The following is a 21,324-nucleotide window of genomic DNA, read 5'->3' as shown; positions in this document are numbered from 1 at the left end:
AAAGGACAGAACCGTGAAGAAGAAGCTGCTCGCACTCCTCAGTGCCGCACTGCTCGCCGTCATCGGCGTGATCGCGATGATCAGCTACGCCCAGGGCGCCGACGAGAGGGCCTTCGCCGACGCCAAGATGGTCGAGGTGCTGGTCGTCAAGACCGAGATCCCCGCAGAGACGCCGGCAAGCCGCATCACGACCGCCGTGCAGACCAAGAAGGTGCCGGTGGCCGTGCGTGCCGAGGGTGCGCTGACGAGCCTCGACTCGGTCAAGGGCCTGTCGACCAACGTCAGCCTCAAGCCGGGCGAGCAGCTGCTGCCGTCACGCTTCGGCGCCCTGACGGGCAAGGGCAAGTCGTCATCTCTTCCGGCCGGCATGCAGGAGGTGAGCATCGCCCTCTCCGCACCGCGCGTCGCGACGGGTGCCGTCAAGGCGGGCGACCGGGTCGGCGTCGTCGTCAGCTATGCCAAGCAGGGCAACGATGGCGGCTACACCAACGTGGTCAAGAACAACCTGCTCGTCACGCGGGTCTCGAACTCGGTGCTCAGCAAGGTCGGCGCCGAGGAGGCCGGCGTCCCGGTGCTCGTCACGTTCGCGGTCAAGCCGATGGACGCGCAGAAGCTCATCAACGCCTCCGAGTTCGGCAAGGTCTGGCTGACCTTGCAGAACTCGCAGACCGACACCACTGGTTCACGACAGATCGAGTCGAAGGACGTGATCGAATGAGCAGGATCCTCCTCCTCGGCGGCGACGGCGGCCTGGAGTACCGGCTGGGACAGTTCCCCGGCAACCTTCTCGTCCCGATCGCCGCGGGCGTCGTCGACCGGTCGGACTTCGACATCAGGGGGCTGATGGTCGAGGACCACCTGCCCGACATCGTCGTCTTCGGCCCGCAGGTGAGCCGCCACACCGCGATGTCGCTCGCGAGCCTGCTCGACGCGATGCACCCCCAGATCACCGTGGTCCTGGTCGCCGAGCCGACGACCGACGTGATGCTGGAGGCCATGCGGTCGGGCATCCGCGACGTGCTGGCGCCCGATGCCAGCGACGAGGAGTACCGGATCATGCTCCTCAAGGCGCACGACCACGCCTCGCGCCGCACGGTCCGTCGTGCGACCGAGGAGACGACCGAGCGGGTCGTCGAGAGCCGCGTCGTCGTCGTGGCCTCGCCCAAGGGCGGTGTCGGCAAGTCGACCATCGCGGTCAACATGGCCGTGGGTCTCGCGCGGCGCGCTCCGATGGACGTGGTGCTGGTCGACCTCGACCTGCAGTTCGGTGACGTCGCGACACACCTCGACCTCAAGCCCGCGCACTCGCTGGCGGACGTCTTCGCCAACCAGGGTGGTCTCGACACGCTGCTGCTCAAGACCTTCCTGACGGCGCACCCGGCCGGCTTCTACGCCCTGTGCGGCTCGGAGTCGCCTGCGGCCGCCGACAAGGTCGGCCCCAAGCAGGTGCGCGAGCTGCTGAGCTCGCTCGCGTCGCAGTTCCGCTACGTCATCGTCGACACCGGTGCCGGCCTCGACGAGCCGACGCTCGCGGCCCTCGAGGAGGCCAACGACGCCGTCTTCGTGTCGAGCATGGACGTGGCGAGCGTGCGCAACATCCGCAAGGAGATCGAGGTGCTGGCGACGCTCAACATCCTGCCCGGCATGCGTCACCTGGTGCTCAACTTCGCCGATCGGCAGTCGGGACTCTCGGTCCGCGACGTCGAGGCGGTCGTGGGCCTGCCGGTCAACGTCGTGGTGCCGCGGGCGCCGGAGGTGTCGCTCTCGGCCAACCGCGGGGTGCCCGTGCTGATGGAGAAGAAGGGCGGCCCGGCGGCCAAGGCCATGAACAACGTGGTGAAGCGGCTCGAGGGTGAGTCGACCTCCAAGAAGCCGTCGTTCGCCCACAAGGGCCTGGCCCTGTCATGAGCAGCCTCAGCGAGCGTCTGGAGTCGGCCCGCCTCAACGGTCCGCCGGAGGACGACGGCTACTCGCGCCCACGGCCCACCCAGAAGCGCGTGGTCGAGGAGGTCGAGACTCCGCAGGTCGACGCGCTCGCAGCGGTGAAGTCGCGAGCGATCGACTCGCTGTTCGAGAGCATCGGCAGCCGCATCAGTGATGCGTCCCTGACCGAGGAGCAGCTGCAGGACTTCGTCCGCGACGAGCTGACCCGCATCGTCGGGTCGGAGCAGCTGCTGCTGAGCATCGAGGAGCGTCAGCGCCTCATCCGTGACATCGAGGACGACGCGCTCGGCCTCGGTCCGCTGCAACGCCTGCTCCAGGACCCGTCGGTCTCGGAGATCATGGTCAACGGTCACGAGCGCATCTACGTCGAGCGGGGAGGACGGTTGATCGAGAGCGGTCTCCGGTTCGGGTCCGAGGAGCACCTGCGCCGGGTCATCGAGCGCATCGTCGCCAACGTCGGTCGTCGCATCGACGAGTCTTCCCCGCTCGTCGACGCCCGCCTCTCGGACGGATCGCGCGTCAACGCCGTGATCCCGCCGCTGGCCGTCCACGGGTCGTCCCTGACGATCCGCAAGTTCTCCGAGACTCCCTACCAGGTGTCGGACCTCGTGCGGTTCAAGTCGATCACCGAGCCGATGGCCGAGCTGCTCAACGCCTGCGTGCAGGCCCGGCTCAACATCATCGTCTCGGGAGGCACCGGCACCGGCAAGACGACGCTGCTCAACGTCTTGTCGTCGTTCATCCCGCGGGACGAGCGGATCGTCACGATCGAGGACGCGGTCGAGCTCAAGCTGCAGCAGGACCATGTCGTGAGCCTCGAGAGCCGGCCGCCCAACATCGAGGGCAAGGGTGAGATCACGATCCGCGACCTCGTCCGCAACTCGCTGCGCATGCGGCCCGACCGCATCGTCGTCGGCGAGGTCCGTGGCGGCGAGACGCTCGACATGCTGCAGGCCATGAACACCGGCCACGACGGCTCGTTGTCGACGGTGCACGCCAACGCGCCACGCGACTCGATCTCGCGTCTGGAGACGCTCGTGCTCATGGCCGGCATGGACCTGCCGCTGCGCGCGGTGCGCGAGCAGATCGCCTCGGCGGTCGACGTGGTCGTGCAGCTGACCCGCATGCGCGACGGCACGCGCCGCGTGACGCACGTGACCGAGGTGCTGGGCATGGAGGGCGACACCGTCGTGCTGCAGGACATCTTCTTGTTCGACTGGGGCGCGGGCACCGACTCCGAGGGGCGCTTCCTCGGGGTCCCGAAGTTCACCGGCATCCGGCCGCGGTTCATGGACAAGTTCGAGGAGTACGGCATCCCGTTCTCGCCCGAGGGCTTCATGTCGACGATGTCGAAGGTCGACGCCTACGAGGGCCTGCGGCGCGAGCGTCGTGCGGTGCCGCGGGGCGAGAACGAGATCGGGGTGCCGCGATGACCCTGTTCCTCGGCCTGACGGCGACGATGATGGCGCTGGGCCTGACGTCGTACGCCGTGCTCGCACCCAGCGTCGGCAAGGTGGCGTTGTCGCGGCGCCGGCCGGTCGGCGCCGAGCCCAAGTCGCAGCTGAACGCCCTCTCCGAGGGCTTGGTTGCGCTGGTGGACTCGGTGCTGAAGCGCCGCGGCTGGGTGCCGTTCCCGTCCGCCGAGATCGAGATGGCGTCGCTGCGCATGACGGCCGGGTCGCTCGTCGTGCTGGTGTCAACGCTCAGCTTCGTCGCGCTGCTGCTCGGCACCGCTTTCTTCGGCCACGTCCTCGTCGGCCTCGTGCTGGCCGTCCTGGTGCCGATCATCACCAAGGTCGTGCTCCGCAGCCGCGGCAGCAAGCGTCGCACGGCCTTCGGTGAGCAGCTCGACGAGTCGCTGCAGATGATCGCCTCGGCGCTGCGTGCGGGTCACAGCCTGGCGCGGGCGCTCGACACCGCTTCGCGCGAAGCGCCTGCGCCGACGTCGGAGGAGTTCGCCCGCATCGTCAACGAGAACCGCATCGGCCGTGACCTGGTCGAGGCGCTCTACACGACGGCCGACCGCATGGACAGCCAGGACTTCCGCTGGGTGGCTGAAGCGGTCGCGGTGCAGCGCGACACCGGCGGCAACCTCAACGAGGTGCTGGACAAGGTGGGCGCGACGATCCGCGAGCGCAACCAGATCCTGCGCGAGGTCAGGACGTTGTCGGCCGAGGGACGCATGTCGGCGGTGGTCCTGATGGTGCTTCCCGTCCTCGTCGCACTCGGAATGTCCGTCTCCAACCCGGGCTACATGGCGCCGCTGTTCCAGGGCTCGACGGGCTTCATCGTCCTGGGGATCGCCGCGTTCCTGTTCGCCGTCGGCGGCGTGTGGATGCGCGCCATCGTGAATGTGAAGGTGTGAAGCGATGAGTCCCGGAGCCTCCCTGCTGCTCGGCATCGTGTGCCTCGTGCTGGCGATCGGCGCGCTCGTGCCTGTGCTTGACTTCCAGCCCTCGACGCGCCGGACGATCAAGTCGCGCATCCAGTCGATGCAGGCCAAGGCGCCCGGGGCCGACCAGGCGGCGCGGACCAAGCAGCTGACCGCCAAGAACCCCGAGCTCGGCATCCTGCGGGTCTTCGTGACCCGGGGTGCGATCGCCAAGCTCGAGCGCGATCTCGGTCTGGCGGGCAAGACCTCGGCCGCGCTGCCGATGATCATCGTCGCCAAGGTGGTCGCCCCGGTTCTCGTGGCGCTCCTGGGCTACTCCTTCGCCGCCAAGATGGACTCGCCGATGTGGTGGTTGGTCTATGCCGGCATCGTGGTCGTGTCCTACTTCGCGCCCGGCATCATCGTCAACGGCCGGGCCGTCGAGCGGCAGAAGCGGATGATGTACGACCTGCCCGACATCCTCGACCAGATCACGATCTCGATCGAGGCCGGCATGGGCTTCGAGTCGGCGTTGTCGAGGGTCGGGCAGAACAACCGTGGTCCGCTCGGCGAGGAGATCGTGCGGACGGTGCAGGACATGAACCTCGGCGTCTCGCGCCGCGACGCCTATCTGGCACTGGCGAGCCGCAACGACGTCGACGACCTCAAGCGGTTCACCAAGAGCATCGTGCAGGCGGAGGAGTTCGGCGTGCCGATCTCAGGCGTCGTGCGGATCCAGGCCGAGGAGATGCGCGACAAGCGTCGCGCCCGGGCGCGTGAGACGGCGCAGAAGGTGCCGGTCAAGCTGCTCTTCCCGATGCTGACCTGCGTCATGCCGGTGCTGTTCATGGTGATCCTGACCCCGGCCATCCTCGCGCTCGGTGACGCCATGTAGCCCATCCATACCTTCTCGGGATGACATCGCGGACGCGGCCACCGGCCCTGTCCGCGGTGCCATGCCCGGGCCAGACTTCTCGGGTGACCCTTGCCACATCACTTTACATTCGCTACCTTGATGTAAAGCACTCCTCCCAGGGTGCGCAAGGAGGAACATCATGACGATCGAAGCCACCGTCGACGGGACGGTCATCCAGTGGCGCGACAGGAAGCGCTACCTGTGGATCATCGGGGCCATCGTGCCGCTGATCCCCGTGAGCATCTGGGGCCTGTTCTCCCTGACGGGCTCGACCCTGGTCTGGTACTTCGGACCGTTCTTCCTGTTCGTCGTCGTCCCGATCGCCGACATGATCGCCGGCCGTGACGGCGAGAACCCGCCCGACGAGGTGCTCGAGCAGCTCGAGGACGACCGCTACTACCGCTGGGTGACCTACGCGTTCATCCCGGCGCAGGTGGCCGGCTTCGTCTGGGGCGCCTACCTGCTGGGTGGCGGCACGCTGCCGGGCATCGACGAGCCGCTGAGCATCGCGGCCAAGATCGGTCTGGCCCTGAGCCTGGGCATGGTGGCCGGCATCGGCATCAACACCGCCCACGAGCTCGGCCACAAGAAGGAGGAGTACGAGCGCTGGTTCGCCCGTGCCGCCCTCGCGCAGACGTTCTACGGCCACTTCTTCATCGAGCACAACCGTGGCCACCACGTCCGCGTCGCGACGCCCGAGGACCCGGCCAGCGGACGCCTCGGCGAGACGGTCTGGGAGTTCATGCCGCGCACGATGTGGGGCAGCCTCACGAGCGCCTGGGAGCTGGAGAAGAAGCGCTTCGAGCGCCTGAAGAAGTCGCACTGGTCGCTCAAGAACGACGTGCTCAACGCCTGGGCGTTCTCCGTCGTCCTGTGGGGCGCGCTGATGGTCGCCTTCGGCTGGGAGATCTTCCCCTACCTGGTCCTGCAGGCCATCGCCGGCATCTGGCTGCTGGAGTCGGTCAACTTCCTCGAGCACTACGGCATGAAGCGTCAGAAGCTCGAGTCCGGCCGCTACGAGCGGGTCAACCCGTCGCACAGCTGGAACTCCAACAACATCGGCACCAACGTCCTGCTCTACCACCTGCAGCGCCACAGCGACCACCACGCCAACCCGACGCGTCGCTACCAGGCGCTCCGCGACTTCAAGGAGGCGCCGGTCCTGCCCACGGGCTATGCGGGCATGATCGTCCTGACATGGGTGCCGCAGGTGTGGAGGAGGGTCATGGATCACAAGGTGATGGACCACTACGAGGGCGACCTCTCCAAGACCAACCTGCACCCGCGCACGGCACACAAGTACGAGCGCACCTACGGGAAGGTGGCTGCGTGAGCCAGTTCATCTGCCCCAACTGCGAGTACGTCTACGACGAGGGGCACGGCAACCCGCGCGAGGGCTGGCCGGCCGGCACCGCGTTCGCGGACATCGATCCTGACTGGACGTGCCCCGACTGCGGCGTGCGCGAGCAGGTCGACTTCCTGCCGATCGAGGAGTTCGAGCACAACGACCAGGACGGCAACATCATCGCCGCCGAGACACGCACCAAGGGAGATCAGGCATGAAGCGCTGGGAGTGCCAGCAGTGTGGGTTCGTCTACGACGAGGCCGAGGGGTGGGAGGAGGAGAACATCCCGCCCGGCACGAAGTGGGAGGACATCCCCGACGACTGGACGTGCCCCGACTGCGGTGCCGCCAAGGCCGACTTCGTGATGGTGGAGCTCTGAACGCTCGATGACCCACCGCACCGTCATCGTCGGAGCCGGCATCGCCGGCGTCAGCGCCGCCGCCGCTCTGCGGTCAGCGGGCTACGACGGGACGATCGACCTGATCGGTCAGGAGCCCGAGCTGCCCTACCGTCGTCCGCCGGTCTCCAAGGAGATCGTGCGTGGCGACAAGTCGGCCGACGAGATCCGCATCAAGAAGGCCGAGTGGTACGAGCAGCAGGGCATCGGTCTGCGCCTCGGAGCGTCCGTCGTCGGGCTCGACGTCGACGCGCGAGCGGTGCGCCTCAGCGAGGGCGACCCGTTGCTGTACGACCACCTGCTGCTCGCCACAGGGGGCCGCGCACGCAGCCCGTGGCAGGCGGCGGGCGTCCGAACGCTGCGCGGGCTGGCCGACGTCCCTCGGCTGAAGGATGAGCTCGCGGCCAAGAAGGCGGTCGTCATCGTCGGAGCCGGGCTGATCGGCTCGGAGATCGCGGCCAGCGCCCGGGGCCTGGGCTGCGACGTCACGTTGCTCGAGACGGCATCGTTGCCCCTGCCGCGGCTGCTGCCGCCCGAGCTGGGACAGATGTACGTCGACCTGCACCGGGCCGAGGGCACCGACCTGCACACGGGCGTCATGGTCTCCTCGATCGAAGACCATGACGGCCAGACCGACGTCCGAGCGGTCGACGGTCGCACGTGGACGGCCCCAGTGGTCGTGGTGGCGGTCGGCATGGATCCCCACGTCGAGCTGGCCGAGGTCGCCGGCATCGTCATCGCATCGCCGGCCGACGGCGGAGGCATTGTGGTCGACGACCGCGGTCGCACCTCGGCGCCGGGCGTGTTCGCTGCCGGCGACGTCGCCAACCAGCCCAACGGCGTCCTGGGCGGACGGCACCGCGTCGAGCACTGGCAGGGCGCGCAGAACCACGGCACGGCGGTCGGCAAGGTCATGGCCGGCGGCGACGACGCCTTCGTCGAGGTGCCGTGGTGCTGGTCCGACCAGTACGGCGCCAACCTGCAGGTCGCAGGCTGGCCCGAGGGGTCGCACGACATGGTGGTCCACGGGTCGATCGCCGACCGCGACTTCATCGCCTACCTCCTCGACGACGGGGTCGTGAGAGGCGCCGTCTCGATCGGTCGCCCTCGCGACGTGCGATCCGCCCGCGCGTGGATCGGTGACCACGCCCGGCTCGACGAGGTGCTGGAGCCGTCGGCGTGACAACGGGCGTCCGCAGCACCACCTCGGGGTCCGTCCGGGTCCGGCTGCTCGACGCCGCGCAGGTCATGATCGAGGCGACCGGGTGGACCTCGGTCACGATGGCCCGCATCGGCGAGGCCGCCGGGGTCAGCCGGCAGACGGTCTACAACGAGTTCGGCACCAAGCACGGGCTCGCCGAGCAGCTGGCGCTGCGTGAGCTCGAGCGGTTCCTCGACGTCGTCCGCCGCCGGATGACCGCGGAGCGCAGCCTCGTCGACGGCATCCGCTCGGCGTGCGAGGGGGTGCTCGAGCTGGGTGAGCAGAGCGTCCTGGTCCGCACGATCGTCGGCTCGCTGCCGGGGGAGCAGGACACCGACCTGCTGCAGATCCTGACGACGGAGTCCGGTGAGATCGTCGAGGCCGCGGTGCTGGTGGTCCGTCAGAGCATCGAGGAGCTCTACGCCCCCACGCCGCTCACGCCCGCCGAGCTCGAGGTCGCCGTCGAGACTGTCGTGCGGCTGGTGCTGTCGGCCCTCACCCGGCCGTCGAAGCGGCCGAGCGAGGCCGCGGCCGACATCGCGTGGATCGTCGGCCTGGCTCTCGAGGGAGCCGAACGGCGCACCTGAGCTGCGTCAGGGGGCGGTCGTCGGGGTCGGCGCGGTCGGCAGGTCGGTGGGCACCGTCGGTGTCGGCTGGGTCGGGACACCGTCAGTGGCCGACGGGTCCGTCGGCGTCGTGTCGGGCGTGACCGGCGCGGTGGTGCCGTCGCCGGTGACATAGACGAGGCGGCCGTCCGCCAGGCGATAGACGGTGCCGACGGGCGTGCCGCGACCGACGGTCTTGACGCCCTCCTCGGGCACGGGCTCCAACGTCTCGCCGGGCCGGATCGTGACCTCGCCCAGCGTCGGCTTGGTCAGCCCGCCGTCCTTGACGGCGTCGGACAGCCCGAGCGACGACAGCGCCGCGATCAGGAACCCGACGGCCAGCACGATGCCGATGTCGAACATGTTGACGAGGCCGTCGAGCGGGTCGCCGGCCCGGTCCTGGTGCACCCGGGCGCGCGGGGTGACCTTGATCATGACGAGAAGTCCGTCCTCGGGGCCGAGGCCGGGGCGGGCGGCACCAGCGGCGGGACCGTGACCGTGTCGGTCGTCGCGGTGGCCGGCCGTGACGGAGCCGGGGGGGCGACCGGCGAGATCGAGGCGGCCGCCGACCCGTCGTCGGTGAGGATCGCCGCGACGTACTCAAGGTCGGAGAAGTCCTGGCCGTAGAGGCGCTCGCGGTAGAGGGACAGGGCGAGGGCGATGACGCCGATCAGGATGCCGAGCACCGTGATGCTGAAGGCGAGGCGCAGGTTCTCGGTCAGGGAGTCGACGTCGCCGCGGGCGAGTCCGTCGAGGGCCGGGGCGAGCGGGATCAGGGTGCCCATGAGTCCGAGGGCGGGGCCGAGGCGCACCAGCAGGCGGGTGCGGCTGAGGCGGGCCTGACGCCCGAAGTCGAAGTCGGCGAGCTCCTTGGCGATGCGCGTGTCGGCGCCGGGCTTGTCGACCGCGCTGACCAGCACCTTGAAGGCCTTGCCGACCGGGGCGGACCACGCGACCGTCTGCAGGAGCGCCGACGCCTCGTCCATGCGACGCTCGTCGACCGCGCGGCGGGCGGAGGCGCCGGCCTTGGCGAGCGCGGAGAACGTCCGACCGCGGCGCTTGACGAGCTCGGTGATGAACGCACCTACCTCCACGAGCGCGGCGGCGAGCGCGAGCAGGGTGATGATGACCACCGGCAGCTCGAGCACCTCCGCGACGCGGAAGATGATGTCGTAGATCTTGTCGCTCATGCACGTCTCCTGAGGTGGTGCAGTCGGGTTCGGAACCATCGTGTCTCACTCGCCGCACCGGCCCCGACCAGCAGGGCGATCGCGAGCGCCGCGACGATCCAGGTGGCGATGCGCTTGCGGAGTGCTTCCTGCGTGGCGGGCGCCGGCTGGCTCGAGTCCTGGGTGCCGGGGATCGCCTCGGGCGTTCCGCCGGGGACGATCTCGGCGCCGGCGAGCACGTAGCCCTCGACCTCCTCGAGCCCGTCGTCGACGGGGATGTCGTCGGTCGGCTCGTCGTCGGGCACGTCCTCGGCAGGCGGGTCGTCCGACGGCGGGTCGATGGTGCCCGGGTCGTAGGGCGGGACGTAGCCGCCGGTGCTGCCCAGGCCACCCGTGCCGGTGCCCCCGCCGGTGCCGGAGCTCGGCGCCTTGGGCGGGTTGTCGACCTTCATCTCGACAGGTGCCGACCGGCCGTACGAGCCGTTGGCGCCGTAGACGGTGACCGAGACCGGGTAGGTGCCCTTCTTGGCGTACGTCTTGGTGGGCTCGTCGCGCTTGGTGCCCTTGGTCGAGCCGTCGCCGAAGTCCCATCGCGTCTTGATGATGCGGGTGCCGGGCTTCTTGGCGTAGGTGATCGAGAAGGCGCTCTTGGCCTTGGTGTCGACGCTGGTGCTCCCGACGCTCACGACCGGCTCGAGGAGCTTGCCGGTGGTGTGGAAGGTGAGCTCGAGGGCGCCCGACACCTTGAAGATGTCGGTGATGTTGACGTCCTTGTCGGCGTCTCGCAGCGGTCGGACGTAACCGATCCGACTTCCCGAGACGTAGACCGCCGGAGCGAGGCTGTCGTCGAACGGATAGCCGTCCTTGCCCGGATCGGCGGGGTCGACCAGATCGGCGTCGGACAGCACGGAGGGGATCTTGCGGGCATTGGGCGTCTCGGAGAATGTCGCTGCCTTGGCCTTGTCAGGGTGGAGCGCATTGACTCGCTCGAGCAGCTCGTAGAGGGAGATGCCGGTGTTCTTGCCGACTCGCGGTCCCTCGGAGACCGTGCCTGTGACGTTGCGCCGCTTGTAGTACTGGCGTGACTCGTCGAAGTCCGACCACTCGGCGATCTCGGCGGTCGAGACCTCTTCTGAGTAGAGCGTCGTGGTGTCGCCGTCGACCGTCCTCACCACGTTGACGATGACGCACGAAGGGCCCTCGGTGCACTCAGCCGCCTCGACCGGGGAGGACGTGAGGCCCAGGCTCGTGGCGGCGAAGGCCAGCGACGCGAGCAGCGCGGTGCGTCGGCGTGTGGTCGAGCGCATGCGTGATCTCCCTCCCGATGGTCGTGGACCCGTACATCTTCCATTATCACCGTGAATGGGCGATGGCGTCCCGTGGTCCCACTGAACCCTACGATGTGAACCTCACCTGGAGGAGCACCTGCATGGGCCGTCTGCCCCGGATCGTGATCATGGTCCTGCTCGTCGCCGCCGTGGCCGGCGGCGTCGCATGGAAGGTCACCGACCCCGGCGATGCCGCCGTCCCCGCCAAGGCCGACATGGGTGGCCCGGTCGAGCCCCGCGTCGACGGCAACCGCCTGGTCGACGCGCGCACGGGCGACACCTGGGTACCTCACGGCGTGAACTGGTCGAGCTTTGAGTACGCGTGCACGCAGGGTTGGGGCTACTCGTCGATCACCTCGGCGGCCGACGCCGACCAGATCGCCGCCGCCATCGCGAGCTGGTCGGTCGACACGGTGCGGCTGCCGCTCAACCAGGACTGCTGGCTCGGCACCCGCGGCGCACCTGTGAGCGACGCCGAGACCGAGCGGACGGCCGAGGGCTACCGGGCCGAGGTGGCCAGGTTCGTCGATGCGCTGCACGCGCAGCGAATCGTCGTGATCCTCGACCTGCAGAGCCGTAAGCGCGAGACCGAGGACGAGTTCGGCAACATCGCGATGCCCGACGCGGGGTCGATCGAGTTCTGGCGGTCGATCGCGGCCGAGTACGCCGACGACCGGTCCGTCATGTTCGACGCGTTCAACGAGCCCTACTCGCGCTACGACGAGGTCACCGCGTCCTACGCGTTCGAGCTCGACTGGACGTGCTGGCGCGACGGCGGCTGCGCGGCACCGGTCGAGGACGACAAGAGTGAGCTGACCGGACGTACCTATCCGGTCCAGGGCATGGCGGCCGTCGTGTCGGCGATCCGCGGGGAGGACGCGGAGCAGCCGATCATGCTGGCGGGGCTCGACTACGCCAACGACCTCAGCCAGTGGCTCGACCACCGGCCCGACGACGACCAGCTCGTCGCGAGCTTCCACAACTACAACTTCCAGAGGTGCAAGGACGAGGCCTGCTGGGCCGCGGAGATCGCTCCGGTCGCCGACGAGGTGCCGCTGCTGACCGGCGAGATCGGTCAGGACGATCCCGGATTGCCCCACCTCGCCGACTACATGGCATGGGCCGACGAGCGGGGGATCGGCTACCTCGCGTGGGTGTGGTGGGACCACGCCGACGACCCGATGGCACTCATCACCGGCCCGGCGGGCGAGCCGACGACTCCGTACGGCTCGACGTTCCGCTCGCACCTCCTGGGGCTCTCCGGCAGGTGATCTGCGTCTCATTCGGGTCCAAACGACGCGATTCGGGACCAATGGCGGAGAAAAGTAGTCACGAAGTACTAGATAAAAAGAATCGTCACGACCGGTGTCGGCCGTAGGCTGCACGCGGGAGTGTTTTTCTTTTTTTTAGAGGGAGCTACGGACCATGGAGTCCTTCGAAGCGACCGGGCGCACGCGTGCGTCCGGACCCGCCGCGTTCGTCGGTGTTGTGACGACCCTGGTGCTGTCGACCGCGGTGTTCGTCGGCTTCCTGATGGCGCCGCTCATCGTGCTGGGTGGGGCGTTCCTCCTCTACGTGCTGTGGCCGGGCAGCTCGGCGCGCACGTCCAAGCCGGCTGCGGCCGTCGAGCCGTCGGCCGACGCTGACGACGCCGATCGTCCCGCCTACCGATTCGGGACCGGTGGCTGACATGTCGATGACCGAGTCCGACCGCCACAGTGCCCTGGGCGACCACCCCAACCCGAACATCGAACGGCTCGTGCCGCAGCAGATCTGCCGCGCCTTCTCCGTCATCCCCTACGAGCTCTCCGGCAACCTGCTGTCGGTCGCGTCGCCCTCGACGGACAACGCGGTCGCGGCCCAGGTGCTCAAGCAGCTGACGGGCCACGACGTGCGCCTCGTGCAGCACGACCCGGCCGAGATCTCGGCCGCGCTCGACATCGCGTTCAGCCGCGGTCCGGCCCTGCTGTTCGCCGACGCTGACGCCGGCTCGGCCGTGCCGTTGCGCACGGGCGAGTTCCTGGCCAGCCTCGGCCTGGTCGACGAGCGCGACGTCGAGGAGGCCTTGGTCGAGCAGGCCCGCACGGGAGCCCAGCTCGGCGAGATCCTCGTCGCCAGCGGCAAGATCACCGAGGACGACCTGGTGGCGGTGCTGGCCGAGAAGTTCAAGGTCCAGCGGGTCAGCCTCGACGGCTTCAACCCCGACCGCGAGATCGCGCTGCTGCTGCCGGAGCAGGCCGCCAACGCCCTGCGCTGCGTGCCGGTCGCGCGCGACGGCGACGTCGTCTTCCTCGCGGTGTCCCGCCCGCTCGACGACCACGAGGTCTCGGTCGTCGGCCGCTACCTCGGCGAGCTCGAGGTGCGCGAGCTGCTCGCGACGCGCTCGTCGATCGACACTCTGCTGCAGCGGGTCTACCAGGACGACTACTCGCAGTTCGCCACGCACTCGCTGATGGAGCTCAGCCCGGAGAACTCGGCGTACATCGTCGCGACCAAGGCTCAGAAGACGTTCTTCATCTCGGTGCTGGTCGCGATCATCGTCTGCGGCGTCATCTGGCCCAAGAACACGCTGATCGGCCTGGTCGCCGCGGCGAGCGTCTACTACCTGGCGGTGTCGCTCTACAAGTTTCGCCTGACGTTCCGTGCGCTCGGCCACCACTTCGAGACCGACGTGACGGCCCAGGAGGTCGCCGACGTCGACGAGCGCACCCTGCCGATGTACACGATCCTCGTGCCGCTGTTCCGCGAGGCGTCGATCGTCAACCGGCTCGTCACGGGCGTCAACGGGCTCGACTACCCCAAGACCAAGCTCGACGTGAAGCTCCTGTGCGAGGAGGAGGACACCGAGACGATCGAGGCGATCCGCGACCTGGGGCTCCCTCCGCACTTCCGCCTCGTGGTGGTCCCTGACAGCAACCCCAAGACCAAGCCCAAGGCGTGCAACTACGGCCTCACCCAGGCCGAGGGCAAGTACACCGTCATCTACGACGCCGAGGACCGACCCGATCCGGACCAGCTCAAGAAGGCTGTCATCGCCTTCTCGAAGGCCGAGCCGCGTGTCACGTGCATCCAGGCCAAGCTCAACTACTTCAACCAGGACCAGAACCTGCTGACGAAGTGGTTCTCGTCCGAGTACTCGATGCACTACGACCTGATCCTGCCGGGGCTCGACGGCGACGACGTCCCGATCCCGCTCGGCGGCACGTCCAACCACTTCATCACCGCCCGTCTGCGCGAGCTCGGTGCGTGGGACCCCTACAACGTGACCGAGGACGCCGATCTCGGCATCCGGCTGGCCCGTGCGGGCTACCGCACCTCGATGATGGACTCCACGACGCTGGAGGAGGCCAACTCCCAGCTGCCCAACTGGGTCCGTCAGCGCAGCCGCTGGATCAAGGGCTACATGCAGACGTGGCTCGTCCACATGCGCAACCCGTTCAAGACCCTGAAGGACATGGGTCTGAAGAACTTCATCAGCTTCAACCTGCTGGTCGGTGGCACCTTCATCTTCCTGCTCAACCCGATCTTCTGGGCCCTCACCACGTTGTTCGCGCTGACGCAGTGGGGCTTCATCGAGTCGCTGTTCCCGGGCTTCGTGTTCTATGCCGCGAGCTCGATGCTGTTCATCGGCAACTTCGTCTTCGTCTATCTCAACGTCGCCGGCAGCATGCAACGCGGCTACTTCGAGCTGACGAAGTCGGCGCTGCTGACGCCCCTCTACTGGGGTCTGATGAGCTGGGCGGCCTGGAAGGGCTTCATCCAGCTGTTCACGAACCCGTTCTACTGGGAGAAGACCGAGCACGGTCTCGACACCGAGCACACCGAGTCGCAGCAGCAGGTGACGTCATGACGATCGACACGTCTGCGGCCGAGCGCACCGAGGAGCCGCACGGCATCCCGCTGCCGATCTATGCCGACCGACCGGTCCAGGTGCGCCAGAACGTGCGTCCGGACATGGTGCAGTCGCCGCAGCCGCGGTCCGACGGCAACCACCGGGTCGAGAACTGGCTGGTCTTCCTCGTCACGGTCATCGGCTACTCCCTGCTCGGCACGTGGGTCGTCACCGGCCTGCACGTCGTGGGCTTCGAGTCGCTCGACCGGATGAACCGCGCGCTGATGGCGTTGCACAACAACCCGGCCAAGCTCACCGCGATCGGCTTCGACTACCCGCCGCTGTCCGTGCTGGTCCTGACGCCGTTGGCGGTCTCGAGCGACCTCGCCCGTTCGCTCGTCGCGCTGCCGATCAGCTCGGCAATCTTCGCCGGCGTCGCCGCGATCTCGCTCAACAGCCTGCTGCGCCGCTGCCTCATCCCCGGTCCGTGGCGCATCGCGATCCTCGCGGTCCTGGCCCTCAACCCGCTCGTCGCCCTCTACGCCTCGACGGGCTCACGCCAGATCGTCTGGGTCAGCCTCATGCTGGCCGGCGTCTCGAGCGTCGTGAAGTGGTTCGTGACGGCCCAGATCCGCTACGTCCTGATCGCCGGCATCACCTTCTCCGTCGCCGGTCTGGCGGGCTACGGCTCGCTCGTGTGGGCAGGTCTCGCGGCGTTCCTGATCGGCTTCGTGCTGCAGCGCCACGGCGCTCGACAGGCCGAGGTCGAGGGCACGGTGGTCGGCTTCGCCAGCCCCGTGGTCTACGTCATGGCCCTGTGGATGGTGTTCAACGGCCTGATCCTGGGCAACCCCGTCGCCTGGGTGACCCGCTCGGTGTCGGGCGAGGCGCCCAGTGCGGGCCTGGCGACCAGTGACCGCCTGACCGAGGTGCTGCGTGATCTCGGCGAGGTCGTCCTGACCACGAGCCCGATCACGGTCGTTGTGGTGCCGTTGCTCGTGCTGGCAGCCGTCCGTCGCCGCGACGAGCTCGCGGGCTGGCTGGCGATCTGCGTCGGCGCCGCCGTCGTGATGCCGGGCGTCGCGGTCTTCGTGCGCAACGACGGGTCGCACGTGCTCATGCGCGACGGTCTCCCGGTGCTCGTCCTCACGGTGGCAGGCGCGTGCTGGCTCGTGCGGTCGCTCGCCGCGGGCCGCGCCGCGGGGGCGATGCTCGTGATCGTCGGGCTGGTCGCCAGTGGCGTCTTCACCGGCTTCGAGATGACTCGCTACGCCAACCAGAACCTCGAGTCGGCGTTCATCCAGGGCATCCGCACGGCCAGCAGCCAGGAGGGTGAGATCACGGCCGCCGGCCAGGAGGTCGGCATCATCTCGGAGCAGGCCATGGCCGGCTACATCCGGCGCAACGTGACCGCCGAGGGCTCGATCCTCACCGACAACTCGCAGACGTTCGGCGTCATGCTGCTGACCGGACGCCCCCAGCTGTTCTTCGACCGGGTCGACCGCGGCGACGGGGCGTGGATCCGAGCTGCCCGCAAGCCGGGCGCCGGGGTCCGCTACCTGCTGCTGTCGCGCAGCACGGCGACCGACCGCCTGAGCCAGCTCTATCCCACCGCGGCGACGGGGACCGACCCCGCGCTCCAAGCCGTCTACACGACCGACCGATATGTGCTCGTCGCGGTGTCCGACCAGGTCACACCCGCCGAGGGAGAGGAAGCGCCATGAGTGCCAGGCCCGCCAAGAAGAAGGACGCCCAGCCGCTGACCCCGGCTCCCTCGGTGCTCGACGCCGTGAACGCGAGCCGTGACTCCCGCGGTCTCGCCCCCGTCGCGCCGCAGAAGCCGGCAGCCGAGGACGATGTCGACGTCGCCTTGGCGTCCGAGGCCGGTCAGACCGATCCCGAACCCGTCGCCGCGGAGTCGGCAGCCGCCTCCGACACGGCCTCGGTGACCGCCCAGCTGCGCGCGCGTCGCGAGGCCAGCGAGGCCACGCTGGCGACACCGGTGCGCCCCGCGCCGAAGCTGCCTGCGCCGGCAATGCCTGCGCCGGCGCTGCCGCAGGCGTCCACCTCGGTCGACGACCTCGGCCACTACGTCACGAAGGTCATGCTCGACGCCCGCAGTGCCGCGTCGGAGTTCCTCGCGAGCGTCGACGCGGACGCCGCGCGCCGTGCGGCGACGGTCTCGACCCAGGCGGCGATCGAGGCCCAGAGCGTGCTCGACGCTGCACAGGCCGACGCCGACAAGATCCGGGCCGACGCCCGCCTCGAGGCCGACCGGCTCGTCGCCGAGCGGCTGCGCGTCGCGGTGGAGCTCACCGACCAGCTGTACGGGCAGGCCGAGCAGATCCTTGCCGACGCCGATCGTCCCGACGTCGCCCGCCGCAACCTCGCGCGCTTCATCACCGCCCTGACGCAGACCGCCGAGGACGCCGCCGCGGCGAGCGTCGCGGGCACCGCGGTGCAGGCGCCCTCCCGACGCACGGCGCGGGGCTGAACCGCGGCCATGCTCATCCACGGATACCTGACGACTGCACTGCGCGGAGCTGCCGTCTCGACATTGGTCGTGACGGCGCTCGCCGCGTGCAGCAACGACTCGTCGTCGGACGGCGCGACGCCGAGCCCCAGTGCGAGCGCTGCCGCGACGACGTCGCCGGCCACCGCCGGAGCAACGGTTCCGGCCGAGGCCACCGACGCGAAGCCCGAGAAGCTCTTCTTCGCGGCAGACTCGCCGTGGAACACACCGGTCGACACCTCCTCGACCGATCCCCGCTCCGAGGCGCTGCTCAAGCGTGCCAAGGAGAGCGTCGGCGTCATCGAGCAGACCGACGGTGGACGTCCGGTCACGCAGTACCAGACCGGTGAGGAGGGCCTGTTCGTCAACACGACCCGGTGGACGACGCCGGTCGTGCAGGGCGGTCCGTCGACCGTCATGCGGTGCCGGCAGGCCGACTGTGGCGACCAGCCCCCGGGTGGACGCCTCCCGGTGCCGGCCGACGTCGATCCCGACCCCCGCTACGACGGCTGGTACTCGATCATCGACGAGGACGGCCGCTACGCCTACGACCTGTGGCGCGGGCGTCGCGAGTCCGACGGCACGATCAGCTATCAGTACATGCGGCGTTGGTCGCTGGCCGGCGCAGGCTTCGGCAAGCCCCAGGAGGTCTCGGCCCGTGGGTCGGGGCTGCCTCTCATCGGTGGCCTGATCCGTCCCGGCGAGCTGCAGGCCGGCGAGATCAGCCATGCCCTGGCGATCAGCGTGCCGGGTGCCGCGACCGGTGTCTTCGTCCGGCCCGCGTCGTCGACCGACGGCAACGGCCGTTCGTCCTCGCTGCCCGAGGGGGCTCGCATCCGGCTCAAGGCCGACGTCGTCCTGCGACGGGCGACCGATCCGGACACCGGCAAGAAGATCAAGCTGACCGCGCAGCAGCGCCGTGTCGGCGACGCGATCGTCGCGGCCCTGCGGACGTACGGCGCGATCGTCGTCGATCGTGCCGCCGTGCCGACGCTCTACGCCCAGCGCGACGTCTCGTCGTCCCTGCTGGTCGGCAACGAGCTGCAGGGCCTGACGCTCGACGACTTCGAGGTCGTCAAGCTCGGCTCGACGTACGAGTACCCCGCGACCACCACCAAGGCAGGTCAGTGACATGAGCAACCGTCGATCGCTGATCGTGAGCGCCGCCGTGTGCCTGCTGTTCCTGGGGGCGTGCAGCGGCGGCAACGACTCGGCCGAGAAGACCGTGAGCCGTGAGAACGCCGCAGCGGTCCGCGACGAGGCAGCCCGCAAGAAGGAGATCGCCCGCAACCTCGCCGCGCTGCCGGAGCGACCCACCGGCCGGGTCGACCTCGCTGGTGGGCGCACGGCCAGCATCACCACGCAGGCAGCAGACGACTACAGCTCCAGCGGTGCGACGACCCAGGTCGAGATCGGCACCGACGGCGTCCTCCAGGGATTCGCCGACCTGTGCTCCGGCAAGGTCGACCTCGTCGACTCGATCCGGCACATCAGCAAGAAGGAGCTCGCGGCCTGCCAGGACAACGGTCTCGACGTCGTGCAGTTCCAGGTCGCGTCCGACGCGTTGGTGCTCGCGATCAAGGCCGAGTCCGACGTCGGTGGCGACTGCATCGACCTGGAGCAGGTGCGGACGATGTTCCGCGCCGGCTCGCCCTACACGAGCTGGCGTCAGCTGAAGTTCGCCGACCAGCCGCTGGTGATCGCCGGGCCCTCGGTCGAGGCGGCGGGATTCGCTCTCTTCGGAGACCTCGGGCTCGACCGGGCCAACGCGGTGCTCAGCGACCTCCGGTCGGACTACCGCGCCCACGACAACGAGCTCGACACGCTGACGGACGTCATCGGCACCAAGGACGACATCGAGCAGGCGGCCTACCTCTCCTCGCGCAAGCAGGCGGTGACGGCTCTCCGCAAGGAGGCCGCCGCGGCCCGTACGACGCTGGCGGAGGCGGAGGCCGAGGTGACCGCCGCCGAGGAGGACCGGCAGAAGGGGATCGCCGACGGACGCTCGGCGGCCCAGCAGGCCAAGGACCAGGCGCGGCAGGACGATGCCTACCCCGTGCGCGACGACGCCCTCGTCGCGTACAACGCGCTGAAGGCCGATGTGAAGGACGCCGAGTCGGCGGCCAAGAAGTCGGCGCGCGCGCAGAGACACCTGGCCGCGCGCCAGGGTCGCGTCGGACTGTTCCAGTTCGACTACTACGAGCTCGAGAAGGAGCAGCTGCGCCCGTTCGAGATCTCGACCGAGGGTGCGACCGACTGCATCTTTCCCAGCCAGCGGACGGTGTCCGAGGGGCAGTACCCCTTGTCCCGCCCCGTGCTGGTGACGACCACGACCCGCTCGCTGGAGCGCGGTGAGGTGAAGGACTTCATGACCACCTATCTCGACCAGGCCACGAAGCTGGCCACGTCCGCCGCCTTGGTGGCGCCGACGGCCGACATCATCGCCGAGCAGCGGGCCTGGGCCACGGGTGAGAAGAAGCCGACCCTCTTCTCGCTCGACGGCACGGCCGGCGACGCGAGCTCGTCACCCGGGCCGGCACGATGACCACCTCGCTGAGGTGGCGCGTCGTGGCCGGTGCGGTCACCGCAGTGCTCGCGGCGACCGGGCTGGTGGCCGCGACGACGGCCACGGCTCAGGCCGCCGGCGACCCGACGCTGCTGCGTCAGGACGCGAGCATCGCCTGGTACGGCTCGTCCTACAGGGGCCACGCCACCGCGACGGTCGTCGTGCCGGGCATCGGCACGGCCCAGCTGGTGTGCAGCCGCGACCGCACGTGGCTGGAGATCCGCCCGAGCGACCGGACCAAGGAGACCCAGATGTGGTCGGCGGTCTACCAGACCAAGACCTCAGGTGGCGTCCCCTACCAGTCGGTCGCGGTCAAGACCGCGCGCGTCTACAGGTACTCCGTCGCCGACGATCCCGGCGACGGTGGCACCGGCGCGACCGCCCGCGAGGGCTTCAACAAGTACGGACCCATCGAGAACTCGTCGAGCGGCTACATCCGTGGCGTCATCAGCCAGCGACCCGGCCAGGCCAAGCCCGCAGCGGCGGCGAGCATCCCGCCGGCCACCTCCTTTTACCTGACGTGGGACTGGAGCGGCTACAAGGGCCCGACGTCGAAGTCGCGCTGCGACGTGCGGGGGACGTTCACGACGCGCCTCGGCTCGTACGGAGCCGACGGCACCCGCGCGGTCAAGGAGGCCGACTCCGAGACGATCACCCTCGGCGGCAAGAGGGTCCGGGTCGGCGTCAGCGCCCGCAAGCTCACGGGTCCCAGCACCAGCGTGGCGGTCAACTGGCACGGTGATGCCGACGCAGCGGTGAGGTCGTCCGCGACCGGCGAGATCAACGGCATGGGCACGGTGAACGTCGTGTGCGCGCCGGGCCAGAAGGCGCCCGCCGAGGTCACGATCACGCCGAGCTACTCGACCTCGACCCTGTGGGAGCAGACCATCGAGGGCGAGGGCGACGTCGAGGACCACGTCATCACCCAGGAGCACCCGTTCGACGACGAGTCCCGGACACTGGTGCCGATCGACCTGCCCGAGAACGGCATGGTGCGGGCCGTGTGGACCAACGGCGGGCGCAAGGTCGAGCTGATGATCTCGTCGTGGCGCAAGCGCAACGACGTCGACCCGACCAAGAACTACTGCGAGGTCGCGATCGCGGTGACTCCGGCCTGACCCGGACCGAAAATACGATG

Annotated in this window: 21 protein-coding genes; 18 read left to right on the top strand and 3 right to left on the bottom strand. The window is 69.1% G+C overall.

Annotation, left to right across the window (positions count from 1 at the left end):
- Nucleotides 1–13 precede the first annotated feature (13 nt).
- The 10 genes from cpaB to HQK15_RS00410 all read left to right on the top strand — a co-directional run bounded on the left by cpaB (nt 14) and on the right by HQK15_RS00410 (nt 8,761).
- Nucleotides 14–718 (top strand): Flp pilus assembly protein CpaB, encoded by a 705-nt coding sequence (gene cpaB, locus HQK15_RS00455; protein ID WP_173489487.1) that lies wholly within the window; start codon nt 14–16, stop codon nt 716–718.
- On the top strand, nt 715–1,908 hold the full coding sequence (locus HQK15_RS00450; protein ID WP_173489486.1) for a CpaE/TadZ family protein: 1,194 nt from the start codon (nt 715–717) through the stop codon (nt 1,906–1,908). Before cpaB ends, HQK15_RS00450 begins: the two co-directional genes overlap by 4 nt.
- Nucleotides 1,905–3,377: a TadA family conjugal transfer-associated ATPase gene (locus tag HQK15_RS00445; RefSeq protein WP_173489485.1), complete on the top strand. Its 1,473-nt coding sequence runs from the start codon at nt 1,905–1,907 to the stop codon at nt 3,375–3,377. The genes HQK15_RS00450 and HQK15_RS00445 overlap by 4 nt, the downstream gene beginning before the upstream one ends.
- On the top strand, nt 3,374–4,309 hold the full coding sequence (locus HQK15_RS00440) for a type II secretion system F family protein (RefSeq protein ID WP_173489484.1): 936 nt from the start codon (nt 3,374–3,376) through the stop codon (nt 4,307–4,309). The genes HQK15_RS00445 and HQK15_RS00440 overlap by 4 nt, the downstream gene beginning before the upstream one ends.
- A gap of 4 nt (nt 4,310–4,313) precedes the next feature.
- Complete coding sequence (locus tag HQK15_RS00435; protein ID WP_173489483.1) at nt 4,314–5,210, top strand: type II secretion system F family protein; 897 nt, start codon at nt 4,314–4,316, stop codon at nt 5,208–5,210.
- Between the two features lie 160 nt (nt 5,211–5,370).
- The gene (locus tag HQK15_RS00430) at nt 5,371–6,564 is read left to right on the top strand and encodes an alkane 1-monooxygenase (RefSeq protein WP_173489482.1); all 1,194 of its coding nucleotides are present in this window, start codon (nt 5,371–5,373) and stop codon (nt 6,562–6,564) included.
- The gene (locus tag HQK15_RS18715; RefSeq protein ID WP_173489400.1) at nt 6,561–6,794 is read left to right on the top strand and encodes a rubredoxin; all 234 of its coding nucleotides are present in this window, start codon (nt 6,561–6,563) and stop codon (nt 6,792–6,794) included. The genes HQK15_RS00430 and HQK15_RS18715 overlap by 4 nt, the downstream gene beginning before the upstream one ends.
- On the top strand, nt 6,791–6,955 hold the full coding sequence (locus HQK15_RS00420; RefSeq protein WP_173489481.1) for a rubredoxin: 165 nt from the start codon (nt 6,791–6,793) through the stop codon (nt 6,953–6,955). Before HQK15_RS18715 ends, HQK15_RS00420 begins: the two co-directional genes overlap by 4 nt.
- A gap of 7 nt (nt 6,956–6,962) precedes the next feature.
- Nucleotides 6,963–8,156 (top strand): NAD(P)/FAD-dependent oxidoreductase, encoded by a 1,194-nt coding sequence (locus HQK15_RS00415; RefSeq protein WP_173489480.1) that lies wholly within the window; start codon nt 6,963–6,965, stop codon nt 8,154–8,156.
- Nucleotides 8,153–8,761: a TetR/AcrR family transcriptional regulator gene (locus tag HQK15_RS00410; RefSeq protein ID WP_173489479.1), complete on the top strand. Its 609-nt coding sequence runs from the start codon at nt 8,153–8,155 to the stop codon at nt 8,759–8,761. Before HQK15_RS00415 ends, HQK15_RS00410 begins: the two co-directional genes overlap by 4 nt.
- 6 nt (nt 8,762–8,767) lie before the next feature.
- Here the strand turns inward: HQK15_RS00410 and HQK15_RS00405 are convergent, their stop codons facing one another.
- From HQK15_RS00405 to HQK15_RS18260, 3 genes are read right to left on the bottom strand one after another with little or no spacing between them, the layout of a single operon-like run.
- The gene (locus tag HQK15_RS00405) at nt 8,768–9,214 is read right to left on the bottom strand and encodes a DUF2149 domain-containing protein (RefSeq protein ID WP_173489478.1); all 447 of its coding nucleotides are present in this window, start codon (nt 9,212–9,214) and stop codon (nt 8,768–8,770) included.
- Nucleotides 9,211–9,969, bottom strand: coding sequence for a MotA/TolQ/ExbB proton channel family protein (locus HQK15_RS00400; RefSeq protein ID WP_173489477.1), 759 nt, complete (start codon nt 9,967–9,969; stop codon nt 9,211–9,213). Before HQK15_RS00400 ends, HQK15_RS00405 begins: the two co-directional genes overlap by 4 nt.
- Nucleotides 9,966–11,255 carry a PKD domain-containing protein gene (locus tag HQK15_RS18260; RefSeq protein WP_217361304.1) on the bottom strand — a complete coding sequence of 430 codons (1,290 nt, stop codon included), beginning with the start codon at nt 11,253–11,255 and terminating at the stop codon, nt 9,966–9,968. Before HQK15_RS18260 ends, HQK15_RS00400 begins: the two co-directional genes overlap by 4 nt.
- A 122-nt stretch (nt 11,256–11,377) precedes the next feature.
- On the opposite strand from HQK15_RS18260, the gene HQK15_RS00390 reads away from it, so the two are divergent.
- From HQK15_RS00390 to HQK15_RS00355, 8 genes are all read left to right on the top strand, one after another.
- Complete coding sequence (locus HQK15_RS00390; RefSeq protein WP_173489476.1) at nt 11,378–12,547, top strand: glycoside hydrolase family 5 protein; 1,170 nt, start codon at nt 11,378–11,380, stop codon at nt 12,545–12,547.
- 154 nt (nt 12,548–12,701) lie between these two features.
- Nucleotides 12,702–12,965, top strand: a complete 264-nt coding sequence (locus HQK15_RS00385; protein ID WP_173489475.1) for a hypothetical protein — start codon at nt 12,702–12,704, stop codon at nt 12,963–12,965.
- Nucleotide 12,966: 1 nt separating this feature from the next.
- On the top strand, nt 12,967–15,126 hold the full coding sequence (locus HQK15_RS00380; RefSeq protein WP_173489474.1) for a GspE/PulE/PilB domain-containing protein: 2,160 nt from the start codon (nt 12,967–12,969) through the stop codon (nt 15,124–15,126).
- Nucleotides 15,123–16,832, top strand: a complete 1,710-nt coding sequence (locus HQK15_RS00375; RefSeq protein WP_173489473.1) for a hypothetical protein — start codon at nt 15,123–15,125, stop codon at nt 16,830–16,832. The genes HQK15_RS00380 and HQK15_RS00375 overlap by 4 nt, the downstream gene beginning before the upstream one ends.
- On the top strand, nt 16,829–17,602 hold the full coding sequence (locus tag HQK15_RS00370; protein WP_173489472.1) for a hypothetical protein: 774 nt from the start codon (nt 16,829–16,831) through the stop codon (nt 17,600–17,602). Before HQK15_RS00375 ends, HQK15_RS00370 begins: the two co-directional genes overlap by 4 nt.
- A 9-nt stretch (nt 17,603–17,611) precedes the next feature.
- The gene (locus HQK15_RS00365; protein ID WP_173489471.1) at nt 17,612–18,751 is read left to right on the top strand and encodes a hypothetical protein; all 1,140 of its coding nucleotides are present in this window, start codon (nt 17,612–17,614) and stop codon (nt 18,749–18,751) included.
- 1 nt (nt 18,752) lies between these two features.
- Nucleotides 18,753–20,165 carry a substrate-binding domain-containing protein gene (locus HQK15_RS00360; protein WP_173489470.1) on the top strand — a complete coding sequence of 471 codons (1,413 nt, stop codon included), beginning with the start codon at nt 18,753–18,755 and terminating at the stop codon, nt 20,163–20,165.
- Nucleotides 20,162–21,304, top strand: coding sequence for a hypothetical protein (locus tag HQK15_RS00355; RefSeq protein ID WP_173489469.1), 1,143 nt, complete (start codon nt 20,162–20,164; stop codon nt 21,302–21,304). The genes HQK15_RS00360 and HQK15_RS00355 overlap by 4 nt, the downstream gene beginning before the upstream one ends.
- The last annotated feature ends 20 nt before the right edge of the window (nt 21,305–21,324 follow it).

This window comes from Aeromicrobium stalagmiti (assembly GCF_013283745.1).
Taxonomy (GTDB): domain Bacteria; phylum Actinomycetota; class Actinomycetes; order Propionibacteriales; family Nocardioidaceae; genus Aeromicrobium; species Aeromicrobium stalagmiti.
This window is presented reverse-complemented; position numbering and strand designations above follow the sequence as displayed.